This is a genomic window from Phycisphaerales bacterium, assembly GCA_029268515.1.
Classification (GTDB): Bacteria; Planctomycetota; Phycisphaerae; order Phycisphaerales; family SM1A02; genus JAQWNP01.
This window is the reverse complement of record JAQWNP010000014.1, coordinates 121,408-140,516: the sequence shown is the minus strand read 5'-3', so window position 1 is coordinate 140,516 and position 19,109 is coordinate 121,408. Positions and strand designations below refer to the sequence as shown.

The following is a 19,109-nucleotide window of genomic DNA, read 5'->3' as shown; positions in this document are numbered from 1 at the left end:
TCAACGTCGCCTCAATGCACGAGCGCCTGGCTTAAGCCAACAAAGCACTGACTGGGCCATGAGTACAACCGCAAATGGAAGGCCATGAATAATGTAGCGACGAAAGAGCCGACGAGGTTCTTGCACCAGTCGATGGACCCACTCCAAGCCACATCTTTGTACCCATTTTGGTGCGCGAGCCACATCACCAGTAATAAAGCTAAAACTAATACCAATGCCAATCCACCAGGCTTTGGGCAGTTGCGATCGAATTTCCTGGATAAGTTGCTCTTGCTTCGGAGAACCCAGAGCGACATAGACGATGTCGGGCTGCGCTTCTTCAAGCCGCTTTCGTATCGCCGTAACTTCCTTTTGATCATGCTCAAAACCAAACGGCGGACACTCCGTGCCCACAACTTCGAGCCCCGGATAGCGTTCCTGTAATATCGCTGAAGCTCGATCAGCTGTGCCAGGATCACCGCCTAGCAAGTAAATCGAACATCGCCCTGCCGAAGCGGCCGCCAAAGAGTAAACCAGATTAGAACCAGCCACTTGACCGGGAAGTGGCGTCCCCTGAAGCCGCGCTGCCCATAACAATGGAACACCATCACACACACAAAGAGATGCCTGCTCAGCAAGTACTTTGTAGACGGGGTCATTGGCTGCCCGTCTTAGATGATCAAGATTAACCGTGATGATCCAACCGCCCTCACCTCTTTGAATCGCTGACAACACGTAGTCCACAGCTTCTGATTCAGTGATGGCATCAAACCATAGTCCATGCAGAGCAACGCCGCGCAGGGATTGTGCTTCACTACGATGCACCTCCATCACGATAGTAAATCCCGCTGAGATAAAGTCCTTCTTTTTTCACTACTCCAAGTAACTACCTGACTCCGATCAATACTTTCGGTAGCGCGGCTCTTGCCCTGCCAAATACATCGACGCTGATACCGTCGCAAGAACTTCCGAAAACTAACATCGGGGTATCGAGGCTTTCTGCGAACAGAGGCTCCCAAATAACCCCTCACAGTTGCCAATGAGCCCCTGATCACTGGCGGCCACTTCAACCGATAAATGGCGCTTAGAAAAAGATAGACGAATCCTGTGCCCATAAAATACTGCCCAGCACCATGACGACGACGTCCTCTCAAAACACCTCGGTCACTTGAGCCCATTGGCCTCATATGCTGCACTTCCAAGTCTAAGCTCGGCAAACTGCAGGCGCGCCAGCCGAGCATACGACAACGATGGCAGTCAATTCCATCCCACATCACTTCAGGAACAAATCCACCAATCTGCTCGAAGCACTCCCGCCGATAAAACTTCACTGCACCTAACGACATTTCGTCGCCAACTTTCTCGCTCACCCGATAGCCTGCACTTGTTCGGTAATATGCTTTTCCGCTGCAAGTTCCGAGCTTTGGATCTGCTTCCATCTTTTGAACCATGATTTCGAAGTACTGCTCTGGCAAACTAATATCACCATCTAATTTGCATATATAGTCGTACTTAGTCCAATCAACTTGATCCAGTCCGTTATAGAAAGCATGAATAACGGCGGCTCCAAGAACCCGCCCACCCGATCGATTTATCTTATGTAGTTGAATCCAATCTAGACTTTGACACGATCGTTCAATGATAGGCAACGTGTTATCAATAGATCCATCGTCGACAATGATCCAACATGCTGCTTTCAGGGTCTGTGCGGCCATCGATCTAATCGTTTCACCAATGAAAGATGCCTCATTATGGCATGGTGTAATGACGAGGATTTTATGACTCACAGAGACGACCTACCTTCTGTGCAACTCGGGGATGGCTTATGCTCAATCAACGTCGGTCGCTGACCGCTTATTCGGCGCCAATGATACAAAGCAATGCCCAGGACTCCAGAAAACTTTGAAACCACGCACGCAACTGCATAGAGCATTGCCGCCTTTTTTCCAATGCCTCTAGCCCGCATCCTGCGACGAATGCGGTAGCCCAAGAGCGGGTACAACACCAACAAAACAACACCAATGCCAGCTGTTATGAGCGATAAGATAATGATAAAACAAGGTATAAAAAGCCCCCACAAGAGTGCGGACAGAACCGCGCGACGACGAAAATGGCCTGGTCGCCCACGATGCTTCCACTGGCTCGCTGCATCTGCATAGCCTCCTCGCAAACAACGCTTCCACCACTGTGAAAAGTGATGCATATCAGCATCATGGAGAACCATTTTTGCATCTATTCGCAGAATGGATCCACCTTGTGATCGTAAACGAAAACACAATTCCGGCTCTTCACCGGCAACCAATGTGGGGTCGAATCCCCCAACATGCTCGAATGAGCTGCGCCGAATCATCACGTTCCCCCCCGTCGCCTCAATGAGACCAACAGGACCATCCCACTCCATATCGCAGAGCTTGTTGTAGATTGAGGCCTCGGGATACATTTCCTGGCAGCGACCACAAACCCCCACCATATCTGGGCCATCCATTGCAGAGATGGCCCTGGGCAGCCATTGTGTATCCATCAGACAGTCACCATCTATGAACTGGAAAAACTCGACCTCTGGATACATCTCACTTGCCCACCTAGCGCCCGCATTCCGTGCCTTTGCAGCTGATAACCCCTGCGAAGAATCTAATTCAAGAACAGGAATACCCATCGCCGACGCGTCCTCAACGCTACTGTCGCTAGAGTCGGAATCAACATACACCACTGGACAACCAATACGCTTGAGCTGCTCTAAAGCCAAGGTGAGCCGCTGCCCTTCATTACGACCAATGACAACAACCACGCATCGAGCTAGGGCATGTTTTTGGCTTACTTGACTCATCATGTCGCACGGCCCTTGCTATGAATGCTTGGCGGTCGCAGAGGACGTAAGCTACGAATCCAAATATCTCTCGCTTCTGAACAACGACAGTGCGAGGGCCGACCTGAGGTAACCTGTCGAATCAAAGATAGTCCTTTACCAAGCGTCCAGAGTATATTGGCACACCACAGACCGGCAATGCCATAGTGCTTACAAAAGTATCGAGCCCTGGCCTCATAAAAATACCTTGGACCACGGGGCCGCGATCCCCCACCCGCCTGACCATCCGCAGAAGATCCACCGCCTAAATGCGTGACCTGCGACCTTTCGGCATAAGCAATCTCCCATTCTGCTGCCTCCACGCGATGGCCATAATCAATATCTTCAAAGTACATGAAGAAACCTTCATCCATCGGTCCGACTTGCTTGAATGTCTCTCCTCGCAATAGCACTGCCGCAAAACTGAGCCACATCCCACGAGTTGGCATACTCGAATCTGTGTCTGTAATCACATGTTGCCTAAACATGCGATCAATAACTGACAAATGGGCGCCACGAACCAGTTCCGAAAGCGGCCTAGGCATTCGGAATACGCTGTCATCCACACTTCCGTCGGGCTGCAGAATTTTTGGCCCAACCATACCTGCATGCGGACATTCATCTGCTCTTTTTAGTAGTTCTGACAAAGCGCCTGGATGGACGATCGTATCTGAATTCAATAACAGATAGAACGATGCCTCATAAAACTCCATACCCCTATTATTGCCAGCAGAAAAACCACCGTTGACCTTTGCTTCTCGAAGCTCACACCATGTAGACCATTCATGCTCTTCAATCGCACTCTGGATTTTCTGGCACGACTGATCGCCAGAGGCATTGTCTAGAACGACGACATGTACGCCGTCCATGAACAGCACTTCATCCACCATAGATGACAGGCAGTCAATCACCAATTCCGGAGTCCGGTAGTTTAATATCACAACAAGAAGCTGCATCATCACATTCCAAATTTAGGCTCTAGCGAACTCGACAATACCTCGTCATTATCTACCAGATCTTCGCAACGTTCGCCCCTTCGAATTCGCCTTCTGCCAACTCGGGTGCACCACAAAGCCGGCCACTGCACCAATCGCTAATACATAGATAGGATTAAACATTGCGTTCGAAATAGAATCAAATGTGAATGCAATGATCACAGTAACAAGAGCCAATCCACCAGCAGCCCAAGGCTCACGCCAGCAACGAACCCGCACCCGATACGCAAAACCATAAACGGGCACCACTAAGACCGCTAAAAATGCAACTAGACCAAGCAAGCCCTGCGAAGATAAGACAATAATCCAGTAGCTATCTGTGATCGACAAATCTCTGCCACTTTCAGAATAAATTCGACCCCGTCCCCACCCACCATATCCAAGCAGTGGCCGACTTCCCATCGTCTTATCAATCATCAGTCTTTCATTGTCTACCCGAAATTGAAATGAGCTGGCTCTTGCCGTACTCACATATTTATCAACTCCTTCAACGAACACCGTCGGCTCCCAAGAAAGAATCACACGAGCAAGCGTGTAAGTAGGTACCACTGACACCACTAACACCAGCACCATAGTCCACCTTGTGGCCCGCCCCAGAAGCACGGATGCGACAAGCCCAAGCAAAATGAGTAGTGATCCAAAAGAATTGCTCAGAAATACAAATAGAGCATCGGTAGCAGCGATAAGAATTGCTGGCACACCTGCTATTTGCCGCCTTGCCTTCCCCTGCCAGAGACAGAATGCCGCCAAACCTCCCGAAGTAATCCACAAAGAAACCATGAGCCCATGCTGCATGAACACCGCAGGTCGATACGCCCCCGAACCTCGACTCAACTGACTCCATCCAAGAGGGCTATACCCATACAACATTCGATGGAGCTGTGGGCTCATTCGAATTTCATACGCAACAAATGGCAGGTAAACGAGAACCCAGATAACTATTGACTTTGCAAGAAAACGCATCCCCTCTGGCGTCGAAAAATAAATCCGCCCAACAAAGTATGGAACCATCCAGATCATGAAATTGTTTTGAAGACCTGAAATACCGTCATATACACCAAGACCATTTGAGATTGATGACATGAAGGCCGAACAGGCATAGATAATGATCGGCGCATCGATCCATTTCAATCGAAAGGTCATGATACGCATTGAATCAAAAAGAACTACACCCAATAACACACCTAAAGAGGCAGAGTTGTACTTATTGAAATTAACGAATCCAGAGAACTCAATGCTTCCCATTGGAAGGAATAACACTGCAAAGAAAACAGATACAACCACTGCAGTCCGAGCCCGCAGCAACAAGAAAAACATGAGACATAAAACAGGCCAAGCCAGTAGCGAGGCTGTTACAAGACCGGCCATGATGAACTTTCCGTTACAGATTTGCCACGTAAATAGCTATAAACACCTTCCTCAAAGCGCTTGGCCGTCTCATCCCAACTAAACTCTGAGGCGCGTGCAGCACCAGCAGCACTCATCGTGGACCATTGGTCTGATGAAAACTCGATAACACAACCGATGGCACTCGCCATGGCAACTGGATCATCCACGGGGACCAAATAACCATTCACACCATCATCAATATAGTCCTCGGGGCCACCACAAGCGGTTGACACGATTGGACAACCACAAGCATTGGCCTCAAAGCCAGGAAGCCCGAACCCTTCTGAACGAGACGATGCTACCCAGCATGAACTCTGCTGATACAGCGAACGCAATTGAGAAATGCTCGGCAGAATAAAGTGGCGATGATTCCTCAGCTTTTTAGCATATTTTTTATTAAGGCCACGCATACCGTAAGAGATCACGCGAGTATCAGGATATCTTTGCTGCACAATTCGCAACGCGTCAAATGCAACTTCTGGAGCCTTAATATCCATCGCTGAATACAAGAAGCCAACGAGAGGGCACGCAGGCTTCTCACGCACTCCAGTAAAGAATTGCTTCGGGTCAATTGCATTAGGAACATAAGTAACATCTTTCGCTTGATACAATTCTTCAAGCAAAGAGACAAGCCATTTAGAAACCACAAATTTCTTTATCGGCAATCGATATATTTCGGAGATCCTATTGAGGATCTCGCCGCGCGAATTCTTATAGGCATCAGCTGCATATGCATCATGGCCCTGGACATAATGTGCCTTAAGACCCTTCGATGCAGGCCACCCATTAATCTCTTCTACTGACTGCCACCAGGTGCCTAAGACAAGATCTGCGTCAGGAACATCCCTGAAATCCACCGAATCCTCCTGTGAGATAAAGCAGGAAACACCAAGCGATTTCAAATGACCATCTCGCTTATTCAGACGTGCTATCAACTCTCGATATTTGGTTTTGATGTGAGCGGGGCGTTTAGGCCACCATTTGCTCCGCTTTTGTTTACCGGCAACAAGAACAACTTTGTGCCCCCGTTCAGTAAGAGCACGGGACAATTGACCAACACAACGGACTCCCCCAGACAGCCCCAGGCCACTCAAGACGATTGTGATACGCAATTGCCGATCGCCAGATGCAACTGGGCAATGGTCCGCCACCAACTGATCTTTTCTTTTCGTACCTCGCATCCTGAATATTGCTACTCCCTGAGACCTATCAACGATAACCATCAACCGATTTGCTGGATGCCGAGTACAAAGGCGGCGGGTTCAGGCGAATACTCCGAGAGGATCCGCCCAGCCACCATACTCTTCAATGACTCCATCGGCATGGGCGGCAGATAGGATCGAGAAGTTCTGCAAAACACTGCCGCTTCTTTAGTGGGATTGAATGATGCTAGCTCGCTCCTGAAAGAGGTAATCCAGTACAGCTTCAGGGGAATAACGATCGTCCCAAGATCCTTTTTGCTGATTACGCGCCTTTGAAATAAATGCATTAAGCGATGACGTCTTTCCAATAGAGGACTGATATGCCTCGATCGTTAGGCTGTCCCATCGACCGGCAAGGTGAGCTTCATTAACGCTACCAACATCATTCGCAGAGGCCTGCCACTGGCCATAATCTAGCCACTGGTTCCCAATCCAAGAGAAGACCGAAACGGAATCGACATAGTATGTGTTGTCCTGGAATGCAATCTCGCTTGCAAGTTCAGGCTCAGATAATCGCAGCATAAAGCTCTGGCCAGCGCCAGTTTGGTGACTCCCGGCAAAATGATTACGTTTGATTTTTAAATCATAATCGATCTCGTCATTCAAGTTAACTACCATCGCCATACCCAACCATTTAAGGACGTAGTTATCAATAATCTTCACATTGTCACAGGCAATTCCATCAGCGATTTCAATACTGATACCAAAGCCACTTTGTGATGTCATATTTGCAAGCACGTTGTCCTCAACAACCGTGTCTTTACAATTTGCAAGTTGAATACCATAGCCACGAGGCGTCGATGAATTGATTGGCTGACTACCAAGAATGGCATTGTTTCGAATCGTTGACGTCGTCGCGCCAGGGACAGGATTGTCACTGTAATATGCGAATGAAGCGTCTGAAATACCACAGAGCAGGTTCATTGGATTTTTCAAGAAGAGGCAATCCTCTACCATACCACCGCCAAGCAACTTCAGGGCATGACTACCTGCATTTGCGAAGATTGAATCACGAACGACAATATTTTTCGTGTTCAGCTGACAGTACACATTGTGACCATGTATGCCTGAGATATTTAGATTGGGATCCTGCGAACGACCATTGTGATCAAAGACACAGCGCTCAATCAATGCACCATCAATATGATTTAGAAACAGGCCCTGCGTCGTGGTGCCTGTGCCTTGGGTACCATCCTGTAACAATCGCACCGCATCGACACTCACCACGCCTCGTATTCTGAGATTCCTAAACACAAGGCTTTCGTTTACTGCAGACAAGCCAATGTTTGGATCAAATCCCGAGATATAAAGATCTTCGAGCAATAAATCTTCACCATCGCTACCACTTAAGTGCATATATACACCACTGCCATGCTGCGAGTATTCCGTTCTCGTAATGCGCAAACTCGTGATCCACAAGTGTTTTGGACTTCCCAGTAGATAGAACCCTTTACTTGGCGGCCGAAGATGGGGCCGCTCGGTTCCAGACCCGTAAGCGCCAACGATCATTGGCTCACTCTCAGACCGACCACACAATGTCCAAGCACCGAAACCTTCGTCCCAAACGTCACCTCGCTTAAGCAACAGCCAATCAGGAAAACCATCACGCATTCGCGACTCCGCTTTCTCAAGCGTACGCACAGCATCGTTTTCACTAAAACCACTGTTTGAGTCATCGCCCTCTGATGAGCTGACATAGACCACTCTGGTGTCTGCACTTGGTTCGGCCTCAGACCAGAAGCTCGCATTGTCATCTTGCCCTGCTTCATTGTCCTGATCAGAATCATCTGAATCGTCATCGTTGCCGGCTGAATCATCAGACGAATCATCACCAGAACTGTTCCCGCCACCACCATTCGTGTTACCGCCAGAACCATTGCCACCAGACGTATCAGAATCACCACTTGAGTCACCACTTGAGTCATCACTTGAATCATCACTTGAATCATCACCACTATCTGACTGCTCATCATCATCGCCAGATCCAGCATCTTCTTCAGAATCAATAATTTCTAAAGCATGCGAAATTGTCTCAACAACATCACCTTCAATACGCACTAAGGCCTGCGCAGTTACAAAACCTGGCTCAATCAGATCGATCGCTTCACTTGGATACTCAAAGGGTTTTTGATAATCAACATACAAGCCCTGCGATGCACTTATGCCTGACCTCGTTGATCGAAACACCACGGACATGCCTTGAGATTCATGCTGACCACTGACATCAAGGCGCAAATCTTCGCCATTTCCGATGATATGACTGGAAGGCGCATCTAAGAACATCGAAGGACTTGGATCCACGCAATCTGGAATACCGTTGCCATTGAGATCAACATCTTCGTTGCCGCAACCACAATCAGCTGGCTCGAACTTATTCTCATCCTTTGGGCAAAGATCCTTCCAATCAGGTCGCCCATCACCATCACGGTCCCGGTCTTTTAACTTTGGCCATCGCTTCCATTCAATAATAAACGCTGACCAGTCATCACTACTGACTACCCCATCGGCATCAAAATCCCAGAAACAATGATCACTGCCTATTGCTGATTCGTAATACGCTTCGACGCGATCTGAAATTTGTTTCTCAAACGCCTCGCTGGCATTGCGCTCAAAACGATCTTCCTGTCTCTGACGCTGCTCTTCTTTTGATGGATACCAACAGCGCCACTTATTGTTGACTTCGACCATAATGCCACGGTCTCCAGCAAGCTCCGTTGCATATCCCTTTTTATCAAGAAAGTAATTCCGCACACTTCTCGAGCCCGAACGAGCAGACGATGGGTGAGGAACAAATACGTCTAAAATTTTTATAGCTTTATGGAGCTTGTGATTGATCCGCGTCGCTGCAGCCTGAGACATCGAGCCTCTATCTTTCGCCGGCAAACCGTAGACACTTAGCTTTACGTTTCCAGCTTGAGCCTTGGTCTTTTCAAGCATGCTCACGAGATCGCGTTCTAATCGAGCTAATTTTTGCGTTGAGTAGTCTGCTGCAGCCAAAGGAAGTGCATCAACAAGAATTAATATAACGCGATCAGGATTGCTTGCTGCTGCTGCAGAAATCGTTTGCGCTGAAGTTGAAGTAGAAGTAGGATCTACTTGAACCATGATCGGCGATTTTACGTTCTTAACTGTTGACACGAAATCTTGGCCATGAACACTGCATGCCATGAAAGACACAGCCACAATCATTGCCACAACAGAACTTCTCGATAGACAGACATTTCGGCTTGCAAACCGCTGATGACCGCCTAAAAACAAAGACATTGGCAATAGCATCTTGCTGTTCCTCCCACAATGGAAACTTCAATAGAAAACTTATTCAGACAAATAGGAGTGTCGGCTTCACCAGCGATCACCTAAAGCGGGATGTCTTTAGGCTCCCATGTTTTTTAAAAATGGTGTTTTTTTGCCGATAAAAAGGCTTTTTAAGTCAATGCTAGACAGTGTTTGCCGCTAGAACCGCTTATGGGTCGGACGCTGAGCGTCTGGCTTTAAGCCCATCAGCGATATAACAAGATCAACATCTGCGCGGGTTGTGACTTTTAGATTTCTCGCCTCTCCATCGATCGTATAAACCCTTGCTCCAGCACGCTCAACGGCCTGAGCATCATCAGTTGTGTCTTGAGCATGCCCTTCGCTATAAGCTCGATGCAATAACGCTGCCTTAAACACCTGAGGCGTTTGAGCCAAAACAAGCCCAGTCCTGTCTACCGTCTCTTCAATTGCGGCCGCTTTGATTGAGCTATCTGAGGATCCACCAAGAATAGAATCCGCCAACACTTCAAGCTCATCTTCTCGTCCACCAACATCTTCTAATTGCCCAACTCGCTTAACGGTGGCATTAACTTTCAACACTGGAATGACCGCATCAACATACAATGCTGTTTCGAGAAGACGATTGAGCAACCCTTCAGTCAGCCCAGGGCGAGCCGCATCATGCACTCCAATATGAGTCGCATTTTCACTCACCGCCTTTAACCCTGCAGCAACACTCTGCCATCTACTCTCTCGCCCACCAGGAACAATTTGCACACCATGAAAACTCAGCGCAGGACCAAACCTCTCTCGAAATTCTGGCAAGTCATCTGGTGGCCCTACAACAATAATCTGATTAACAGCTGCGCTCGCTGCAAAAGTCTCAATGGTCCTCACCAATAGAGGTCGGCCACCTATTTCCTCACGAAGTTTGTCGCGGTTGCCAAAACGCGTACTGCTACCAGCCGCAGGAATGATGATTGACAAATTCATATCGCCAGATTCTCCATGTGATCCTGATACAATACTCAAACACTACCTGCCAAGACGGGTATAAGGATAACGGATCTACGCCCGTCGCCAGGCACACACCTCTCAACAAGGTCGAATCTTTCCACTAAAGTAAGCTGGGTTTTCTGGACGATGGGGCTTACTCGTTCAACCTGAAACAGCCCCGACACAAGTGTTTTTTACTGGTCAAATATGTAGGATTCAATTCACTTTGGAAGGAAAATATTCATCTCGATTTCGGCATGTCACCGTGAAGTTTGTCCGCGGCTTACTGCGAAAAGTGTTATCACCTTTGGTTAAGTGGGAACCTGTCGAGAATCCTGAGGAAGGCTACACAATACTCATTGGGGCGGTATCTAGACTTGCTCCAATTGCGACGGCCAACGTTAAAAATCTAGCGAAACAAAACTTTAAAAACCTCAATGAGATCATTGTCGTTTTTGATTCGGTCCGTAATTCCCAACATGTAAATATTGAAAATATAATTGCGGCGCAATTGCCTGATCTGCCTGTGCGGTTCTGTTATTACAGTGCATTACAGGCTCGTCTCGCCATGACCATCAATTGGGGCTGGGTTTATGCATGGATGTCATGGACCATTGGTTTGAGTAAATGCAAGAGTCGTTACGCCATACTCCATGATCTGGATGCGCTCTTAGTAAATCCTGATCTGATGGAACAAAGATTTCTCACCATTACAAAGAACAAAGACAAATTCGTTGGCATTCGCTGGTACTTTGGAAATGGAGTTAAGGAGGAGGATGAACTCGTCACAACCTTTGAAATGATCTTTGATGCAGCTCACGTCCGTGAACATTTCAAGCCCTTAGATGTATTCAATCATGTCACTCGTTACAAAGATCGTTCTGTTGACTTTGACACTTTTCTTCAAGTCCAGTCTCAGACACATGGACGATCGATCGCACCGATCGACGCCCGACAGATGCTGCATCCCAGTCAAATGCTTTGCCAATACACCTATTACATGAGTAAGAAAAACTGGGTGCCTGTAGAAAACAACACGCTGTTGATGATCCCCTACTACCTCTTCCTTGCTGGCGATGACATGGCCATGTTGGATCTCACTGCCGACATTCAAAACAGTGATTCCATTCGCCTGCCGCTTCTAGGCAAAACAATGGATGCCAGAAACATCACTGTTGTATGGGCAGCCTGGGTCAGGGAGCAGATAGAAAATTTTGAAACCAAAACCCGCCAAGAGCCTGATGAATCCGTGATGGAATATCTCAACGCGATCGATCTGTTGACTGAACGGGTCATAGGCCTTCAGAGCGGCAGCAGTTGACCTGCTCCATCTACATATAGACAATACGTCCCGCTGGTCGCCTCTAAGGAAGTCGACTAAGCCGAAGTGGCGGAATTGGCAGACGCGCCGGATTCAAAATCCGGTGCCCGTTTAGGGCGTGTGGGTTCGAGTCCCACCTTCGGTATTGCCCCTATTGTCGGGCCTCAACCAAAGCGAACCTATCCTCATTCTGGGAATTTGAGTGCCGATCTTCAAATACTGGTGGTAGTATTAAAGGGCTCCTGAGCGGTAGAAAGAGGACCTCGGCTGGTAGGTGATGGATGCGACAACAGGCCCACGGGCTCTTGTCGTGCCCTGGAGGCTGGATTGATGTATCGAATCCCCTGCTTCGGCAGGCTGATGAAGACGCTAGTTGTTACGTGCGCGATGCTTGTTGTGTCCCCAACAGCATGGTGCCAGGTTCGTGTTGCGAGCTACAACATCGCCCAGTTCAATGGCGACCAAAATGATATCCAGGCAGTCCTGGACGCGATCTCAAGTGATGATAGCCGTGGATTCCCCTCTGATTTGGGAATCATTGTCTTCCAAGAGGTCACCAATGACATGGTGAGCCCGATCCAGACCATGCTGGGGTCTTCCTACTCTCGGGGAACCTATTCCAATCAAGGCGAAAGTGCATTTGCTGGCGCTCAGTTGATGTTCTACCGCGCGGACATTTTTGTCGAGGATGTATCGGAACATAGAGACATCTACACCGCTGCCGGACGATATACGGACCGCTGGAAGCTCGATCTTATCAATTTTGATGATCCCGCCATCAGCATCTATGTATACAGCGCTCATCTAAAGTCGGGCTCAAGCACAGACAACAAAGAAGATCGAATTTTTGGAGCCAACCAGATCCGAGAGGATGCTGAAACGCTACCCGCTGGATCAAACATCATCTATGCGGGCGATTGGAACATCAGTACTTCATCCGAAGAGACCTATAGCATCTTTACTGATGGCGGGAATAGTGCCCAAGCAATTGACCCTTACGGTAATGGGAGTTGGTCAGGATCTTCCAACGCCTACAAACACACGCAATCCCCACGACAGGTCGCCGCTGGTGGCCTCATCGGGGGCTCAATGGATGATCGCTTTGACTTTTTACTACCCAATCTCAACCTCAGTAATGGTGGTGGCCTTGACATCATTCCCGGCACCTATCGACCGCTCGGGAACGATGGACAACACTATGACGTCGCCATCAATGACGGCAATAACTTCTATTTTTCAGGGGAGATAACGAGATCGAATCAATTAGCCGATGCGCTCCATGATGCATCAGATCACATTCCCGTAGTCCTCGACCTACAATTCCCCGCATCTTCACTCCTGTTTGCAATCGTTGATAACCCCCAAGTGATCCAGGGTGGATTAGCGACGGCCTCCGCATATATATCGAACGAAAGCCCTGTCACTGTTCCCGAGGGCGCTGCCCTTCTCCAATGCCAGGTCACGGGCAGTGGCGCATTGCTGGGGCGAACAACTGTGACAGATGAGGCGCTTGGTGGCTTTGGCATCACTTCACTGAGCTTTGATACCAGCACACCTGGCATTGCAAATGGAACTATTGCTATCACACCCCTTGGAGACGACGTACAAGGGAGCCCAATGACCCAATCGGTCTCAACCAACGTCCTACGGCCCGCTGAGCCATCATTGAGTGCAGACATGACAAGTACCGTCCGCACCATCGATGTGCCTGTCCAAGCAGATTCGGGCATCCATGAAGTTCATGTTGATGTCTTCAATCGAGCCTATGACAGCCAACAAGCCCTGCTGGATGTTGACTCCATCACTGGCATGACCACGCCGGTATCACTCCTGAGCAGTCCAGCTTCACAAATTGCGGCCTCAGCGGGCACCATTGTCTTTGCCGTCGACTCGGCCATGCTGCCATCGAGTGGAACTCAAGAAGTTCAAATTGTGGTGACGACCAGCGATGAAGATCTCCCTGGTGCAACAGCAACCAATCTCACTGTTGTGCTAGAGATCCGCGATGAGAATTCCCTGCCCTGTACGGCTGATTTCTTGCCAATAGGCGGCGATGGCCTGGTCAACTTATTCGACTTTTCAGGGTTTTTGGTCGGCTTTGGATCCTCTGACCCAACGTACGACATCGCGCCTTCAGGTGGCGATGGCATTGTTGACCTCCAAGATTTCTCCGAGTTTTTGGTTCAATATGGCCCCTGCCCTTGACCAAGCTGAGGCGTGTAGCTCGATCTCTACGACTGCCTCACCAGACCTTTTGAAGTCCTGGAGGCCCAAAGAAGGTATATGGGATATCCATGGTTTTGTACTACTCAGCCGCCCGAGATTGCCGTAAAGTGGTAGTGGAGAGAGGACTTGCAGGAAAGCTCACGCTTATTCTGCAGTCAGGAATTTGCCCACATACGCTGGTCAAGACAGAGAGAGGGAGGAACATCTGGCGATCGGTCATGAGAGTCTTCACATAAGCCAGAGAAGCCTTAACGAAAAATTTCACTATTTCTTGCTGTTGCAGAACATCGATCTGCCAGCATCAGTGAGTCGTACTTCATCGCACAGAATGTCCACGAAGCAATGCCCACAGTCACCGCCTATCAAAAATAGGTGGACCGGAGAGAAAGAGGAATCCAATCATGTTCAGCAAAGTTCGAGGCCACAAGAGCATCGTTAATCTCTGTTTGACATCAGCAACCGCTGCTAGCCTTTGTGTCATGCTCGGCGCAGCAGACAGAAGCAACAGCATCGGCCATCGCCACCAAGCCAACACTTACAAAAGCCTAGGCAGTGAACCATTTATCCTTAACGAAATTCACGCTGATCCGGCAAGTGGAATTACTGGCGATGCCAACAATGATGGCGTACGCGACTCTAGCCAAGACGAGTTCATTGAGATCGCGAACACAAGCTCCGTCGACCTAGATGTCAGTGGCTGGGTGATTTCTGATGCCGCTCAAGCTCGCCATGAATTTCCAGAGGGTTCGATTATCGCGGGGAACTGTGTAGCGGTCGTCTTTGGTGGCGGCTCACCCACTGGCCCATTTGGTAACGCGTTAGTACAAACAGCCAGTGGCAATAGCCTGGGCTTGACCAATGGCGGCGACACCGTCACGATTTCAGATGAAAATGGAATTATTCTTAGTTCAGTCTCCTATGGCTCAGAAGGTGGCCAAAACGCCTCTATAACGTTAGATCCGGATATCACCGGCTCCACCTATGTGATCCATACTGATGCAACCAATAGTGAAGGATCCTTATACAGCCCAGGAAAACTGGTCGATGGCCAACAATTCTCGGGTTGCGAGGCGATCGGCCTCGATACCGATGGTGATGGCATTCCCGATGACACGGATAACTGCCCCACCATCTTCAATACAAATCAAGCTGACTGCGATGAAAATTCCATCGGTGATGTGTGTGACATACAGGCAAATCCAAGCCTTGACTGCGACAACAACAGCGTCCTTGATAGCTGTGAGATTGCTGGCAATGACTGTAATAACAATAGCATTCTAGATAGCTGCGACATCGCTGCTGATCCAAGCCTAGATAGTGATGCCAATGGCATTCTCGACGGCTGCGAAGGCGTCTGGGTCATTAATGAGATTCTGGCCGATCCTGGCTCAGTCAATGATGCCAACAATGACGGGAACAACAGTTCAACTCAAGATGAGTTTATCGAGCTCGTCAATATCAGTGGCGTTGACCAAGATATCTCTGGCTACCAAATCACTGATGCTGTTTCTGTTCGTCATGTATTTGATGCAGGGACAATAGTGACTGCTGACTGCGCGGTTGTTGTCTTCGGCGGTGGATCACCTGTTGGACAATTTGGCGGCGCTACCGTGACAACTTCTTCCAGCGGTTCTTTGGGCTTCAATAATGGTGGCGACACTATCTCATTGAGTGATGCTGGCGGCGCTGTCCTGGCAACCTACGCTTATGGAGGCGAAGCTAACGGCGACCAATCCGTCACACGCGATCCAGATATCACGGGGCTCGATCCATTGGTCCAACATAGCTCTGCAAGCATGAGCAGCGGATCAACTCACTCCGCTGGCACGATGCAGGATGGCACTCCATTCGCTGGATGCTCCGTTGAAGCCGATGCTGATGGCGATGGTGTTCCTGATGCAACTGATAACTGCCCCACCATTCCCAATGCAGACCAAGCGGATTGTGACCAAGACTCTATTGGTGATGCTTGCCAAATTGATGCTGATCCGAGCCTTGACTGTGATGGCGATGGCAAGCTTGATAGCTGCCAACTCGCTGGCAATGACTGCAACCTCAACAACGTTCTGGACAGCTGTGACTTTGCCTCTGGAGTGCTGACCGATGGCAATGGCAATGGCCTGGCAGATCAGTGTGAAGTAACTCCGCCAGAAAGCTTGCAGCTCAGCGAGCTTCGTATCGATGAGCCAGGCAGTGGAGACCCACAGGAATTCTTCGAACTCCAAGCTGATTCAGGCACGTCACTCACAGGTATTGCCTTCATCGCCATTGGCGAAGGCACCAGCACGACCGGCAACGGCGTTGTTGAGTGTGTGGTCCGACTTGATGGCATCACTGTCCAGTCTGATGGCCTCGTCCTCGTAACTGAAGACACACATGACAGCGCCGGAATCGCTGACTTAGTACTGTCTTCAAACGACAATGAACTGAACTTCGAGAACTCTGACAACTTGACTTACTTCTTAGTCGCCAACTTGGTCACAAGTGTGGTGCCTGGTACGGATCTTGATGTCGATGAAGATGGCGTGATCGATATGATGATCGATTCAGATGGTGATGGCACCGCTGACATGGCCCCCTATACCGATATCGTCGACTGTATTTCAGTGGTTGAATCGCCAAATGGATCTGATCCACCTGGTGACTTTTACTACTGCGGAGTTGTGATCGGACCAGATGGTGATTTCATGCCCAGTCATGTCTACCGCTGTTCTGATACTGGAACTTGGGCTATTGGTCTTTATGACGTCAATGATCCAGCCAGTGTTGATACTCCTGGCAGTGTCAATCCTGAGTGCGATGGTGGACCAAACGATTGTCCTGGAGATTTCTCCGGGGATGGCGTCGTCAACCTGACTGACTTCTCGGGCTTCCTTGTTGCCTTTGGCTCAACCAATCCAGCCGATCTTCCAATCTATGATCTGGATGACAGCGGGATTGTGGATCTTGGAGACTTCTCAGCATTCTTAGTCGCATACGGCACCGTTTGCGATTGATGCCCAGCCTTACCTAAAGGTCTTTGCATTTAGATAAACAGAGCCCCTGTTGATACGGACACGTTCCACTATGCTTTATAGGAATCTATCGGTGACTCCCAACCCAACATTTCTCATTGCATCTGCATTGAGCTGCATGCTCAGTAGCGCTTCAATCTGCTTGGCAGCGGGCACGGCGCCTGTAATGGAACAAATTTCGGATCGTCCGATGACTGTTCCTGAAAATGGACCTCAATTCTCCAAGTCAAGCAGCGCATTTCGACATGCAAAACCGAAACGGGATACCCAAAACACTGCGTTTCGCTCCATGGGAACTTGCAGTGATTTTGTCTATACACAGAGCACTGATCCAACATCAGTAGAGGCAGACAACTCCGTCCTCTGTAGCACTGGGCTAGGCCACTATCAACACTGGTTTGGCCGCCATCATGATCTTTCCGTTGGCCCAGCTGCTGGACAACCAACACTTCTAGATTGTGTGACTCTTGGAGCTCAGTCAAACAATCAGGACATCACGCTTACAATCAACGCCTATCTTGATGACGATGGCATTGAAAGACCTAATACAGATAGTATGACACTCCTTGGCAGCACTGATCTCACCTTCCTAGAGGCTGATGGATTTCCCAAGATCAGTACTGCGACCTTCAATCCACCGGTGAGCCTACCTCCAGATACGCGGCTTTTCATCGAGATCATTGTCCCTGAACAACGAAGTCCCGAATTCCCAGTGCCAGGGTTTTTCCTCATTGGCAGCAACAGTGCTGGTGAATCTGACAACTCCTGGGTTCGCACAGAAGCCACACAGTGTGGCCTCACCGATTGGGCTACAACGTCAGAGATTGGTTTTTCATCGATGCATCTGGTTGAATCTGTTGGTATTTCGATTAACGATGACTTCGACCCCTGTGATCTGACAGTTGCCGAAGAATGTGGTGCTGATACTTCAGGAGATGGCCAACCTGGCGAGCCTGATGGAATCGTAAACCTTTCAGATTTCAGCTTACTCCTGGTTGAATTTGGCACTGCCGGCGACGGGACCTTCCGACCGCTTTCAGATTTCGCGCCCTTACCCAATGGTGATTGCCAAGTCGATCTCCAAGACTTCAGCGCTATGCTGGTCCAATGGGGCCAAGTATGTGAACCAGAAGTCACTGGAGCATGTTGCTATGTCGCCATTGGGGATACTGAAAACTCTTGCGATGTGATGACAGAAGCACAATGCGGCAGCTTGATAGGGTCATACCTCGGCGACGATGTCACTTGTGATGGCGACCCCTGCATCGAACCAGTCGAGCAGGCATGGCTCAATGAACTTCACTATGACAATGCCGGCGGTGACACAGGAGAGTTCCTAGAAATCTACATATCTGATGGCCTCAATCCTGCGGATGTAGAGGTCTACCTTTATAACGGAAGCGGCGGCACCACTTATCAAGGCCCCTGGACGCTCTCAAGCGACTTTATTGCTGGTGACAACGTGGGTGGCGGAAGGCTCTACCACCGCAACCAGGCAGGGATCCAAAATGGGAGCCCCGATGGCATCGCTATTCTGATAGATGGCGTTGTGTCACAGTTTTTAAGCTATGAGGGCCAATTTACGGCAACCGATGGCCCTGCGGATGGCCAAAATAGCATTGCTATACCAATTGCTGAATCGGGCTCAAGTGGACTGGGTTCATCTATTGGACTCACCGGCTCGGGCAGCGCCTATGAAGACTTCACCTGGACGACCTTTACAGCCAGCACACCCGGATCCCTCAATGATGGACAGACAAGTCCCTAGATGAGGCTCTATTTGGAGTCAGTAACCATATTGGCTCTCTTACCCAAAAGTGCATGCCTCAAACATTCTTTGGCCAGGGCGTGGCTAAGATATATCTCCCAGAACGGGCTATCTAGCTC

At 49.2% G+C, this 19,109-nt stretch carries 12 protein-coding genes and 1 tRNA gene; 5 read left to right on the top strand and 8 right to left on the bottom strand.

The window, feature by feature from the left end; all coding sequences use genetic code 11:
• From P8J86_09780 to P8J86_09745, 8 genes are all read right to left on the bottom strand, one after another.
• Nucleotides 1-810 (bottom strand): WecB/TagA/CpsF family glycosyltransferase, encoded by an 810-nt coding sequence (locus P8J86_09780; GenBank protein ID MDG2054984.1) that lies wholly within the window; start codon nt 808-810, stop codon nt 1-3.
• Nucleotides 810-1,766 (bottom strand): glycosyltransferase family A protein, encoded by a 957-nt coding sequence (locus tag P8J86_09775; GenBank protein MDG2054983.1) that lies wholly within the window; start codon nt 1,764-1,766, stop codon nt 810-812. The genes P8J86_09780 and P8J86_09775 overlap by 1 nt, the downstream gene beginning before the upstream one ends.
• A complete protein-coding gene (locus P8J86_09770; GenBank protein MDG2054982.1) occupies nt 1,763-2,809 on the bottom strand; it encodes a glycosyltransferase in 1,047 nt (348 codons plus the stop codon). The genes P8J86_09775 and P8J86_09770 overlap by 4 nt, the downstream gene beginning before the upstream one ends.
• Entirely contained in the window at nt 2,806-3,783 is a 978-nt protein-coding gene (locus P8J86_09765; protein MDG2054981.1) for a glycosyltransferase family 2 protein, read from the bottom strand. Before P8J86_09765 ends, P8J86_09770 begins: the two co-directional genes overlap by 4 nt.
• Nucleotides 3,784-3,828: 45 nt before the next feature.
• A complete protein-coding gene (locus tag P8J86_09760) occupies nt 3,829-5,187 on the bottom strand; it encodes a hypothetical protein (GenBank protein MDG2054980.1) in 1,359 nt (452 codons plus the stop codon).
• A complete protein-coding gene (locus P8J86_09755) occupies nt 5,172-6,389 on the bottom strand; it encodes a glycosyltransferase family 4 protein (protein ID MDG2054979.1) in 1,218 nt (405 codons plus the stop codon). The genes P8J86_09760 and P8J86_09755 overlap by 16 nt, the downstream gene beginning before the upstream one ends.
• 189 nt (nt 6,390-6,578) lie before the next feature.
• The gene (locus P8J86_09750) at nt 6,579-9,686 is read right to left on the bottom strand and encodes a right-handed parallel beta-helix repeat-containing protein (GenBank protein ID MDG2054978.1); all 3,108 of its coding nucleotides are present in this window, start codon (nt 9,684-9,686) and stop codon (nt 6,579-6,581) included.
• Between the two features lie 177 nt (nt 9,687-9,863).
• Nucleotides 9,864-10,658: a 2-C-methyl-D-erythritol 4-phosphate cytidylyltransferase gene (locus tag P8J86_09745; protein MDG2054977.1), complete on the bottom strand. Its 795-nt coding sequence runs from the start codon at nt 10,656-10,658 to the stop codon at nt 9,864-9,866.
• Between the two features lie 268 nt (nt 10,659-10,926).
• Here P8J86_09745 and P8J86_09740 point away from each other — a divergent pair, with 268 nt between their 5' ends.
• The 5 genes from P8J86_09740 to P8J86_09720 all read left to right on the top strand — a co-directional run bounded on the left by P8J86_09740 (nt 10,927) and on the right by P8J86_09720 (nt 18,990).
• Complete coding sequence (locus tag P8J86_09740) at nt 10,927-11,982, top strand: hypothetical protein (GenBank protein MDG2054976.1); 1,056 nt, start codon at nt 10,927-10,929, stop codon at nt 11,980-11,982.
• Between the two features lie 60 nt (nt 11,983-12,042).
• Nucleotides 12,043-12,127 (top strand) — tRNA-Leu (locus P8J86_09735).
• Nucleotides 12,128-12,312: 185 nt separating this feature from the next.
• Entirely contained in the window at nt 12,313-14,187 is a 1,875-nt protein-coding gene (locus tag P8J86_09730; GenBank protein ID MDG2054975.1) for a hypothetical protein, read from the top strand.
• 422 nt (nt 14,188-14,609) lie between these two features.
• Nucleotides 14,610-17,204 (top strand): lamin tail domain-containing protein, encoded by a 2,595-nt coding sequence (locus P8J86_09725; GenBank protein ID MDG2054974.1) that lies wholly within the window; start codon nt 14,610-14,612, stop codon nt 17,202-17,204.
• A 91-nt stretch (nt 17,205-17,295) separates the two neighbouring features.
• On the top strand, nt 17,296-18,990 hold the full coding sequence (locus tag P8J86_09720; GenBank protein ID MDG2054973.1) for a hypothetical protein: 1,695 nt from the start codon (nt 17,296-17,298) through the stop codon (nt 18,988-18,990).
• The last annotated feature ends 119 nt before the right edge of the window (nt 18,991-19,109 follow it).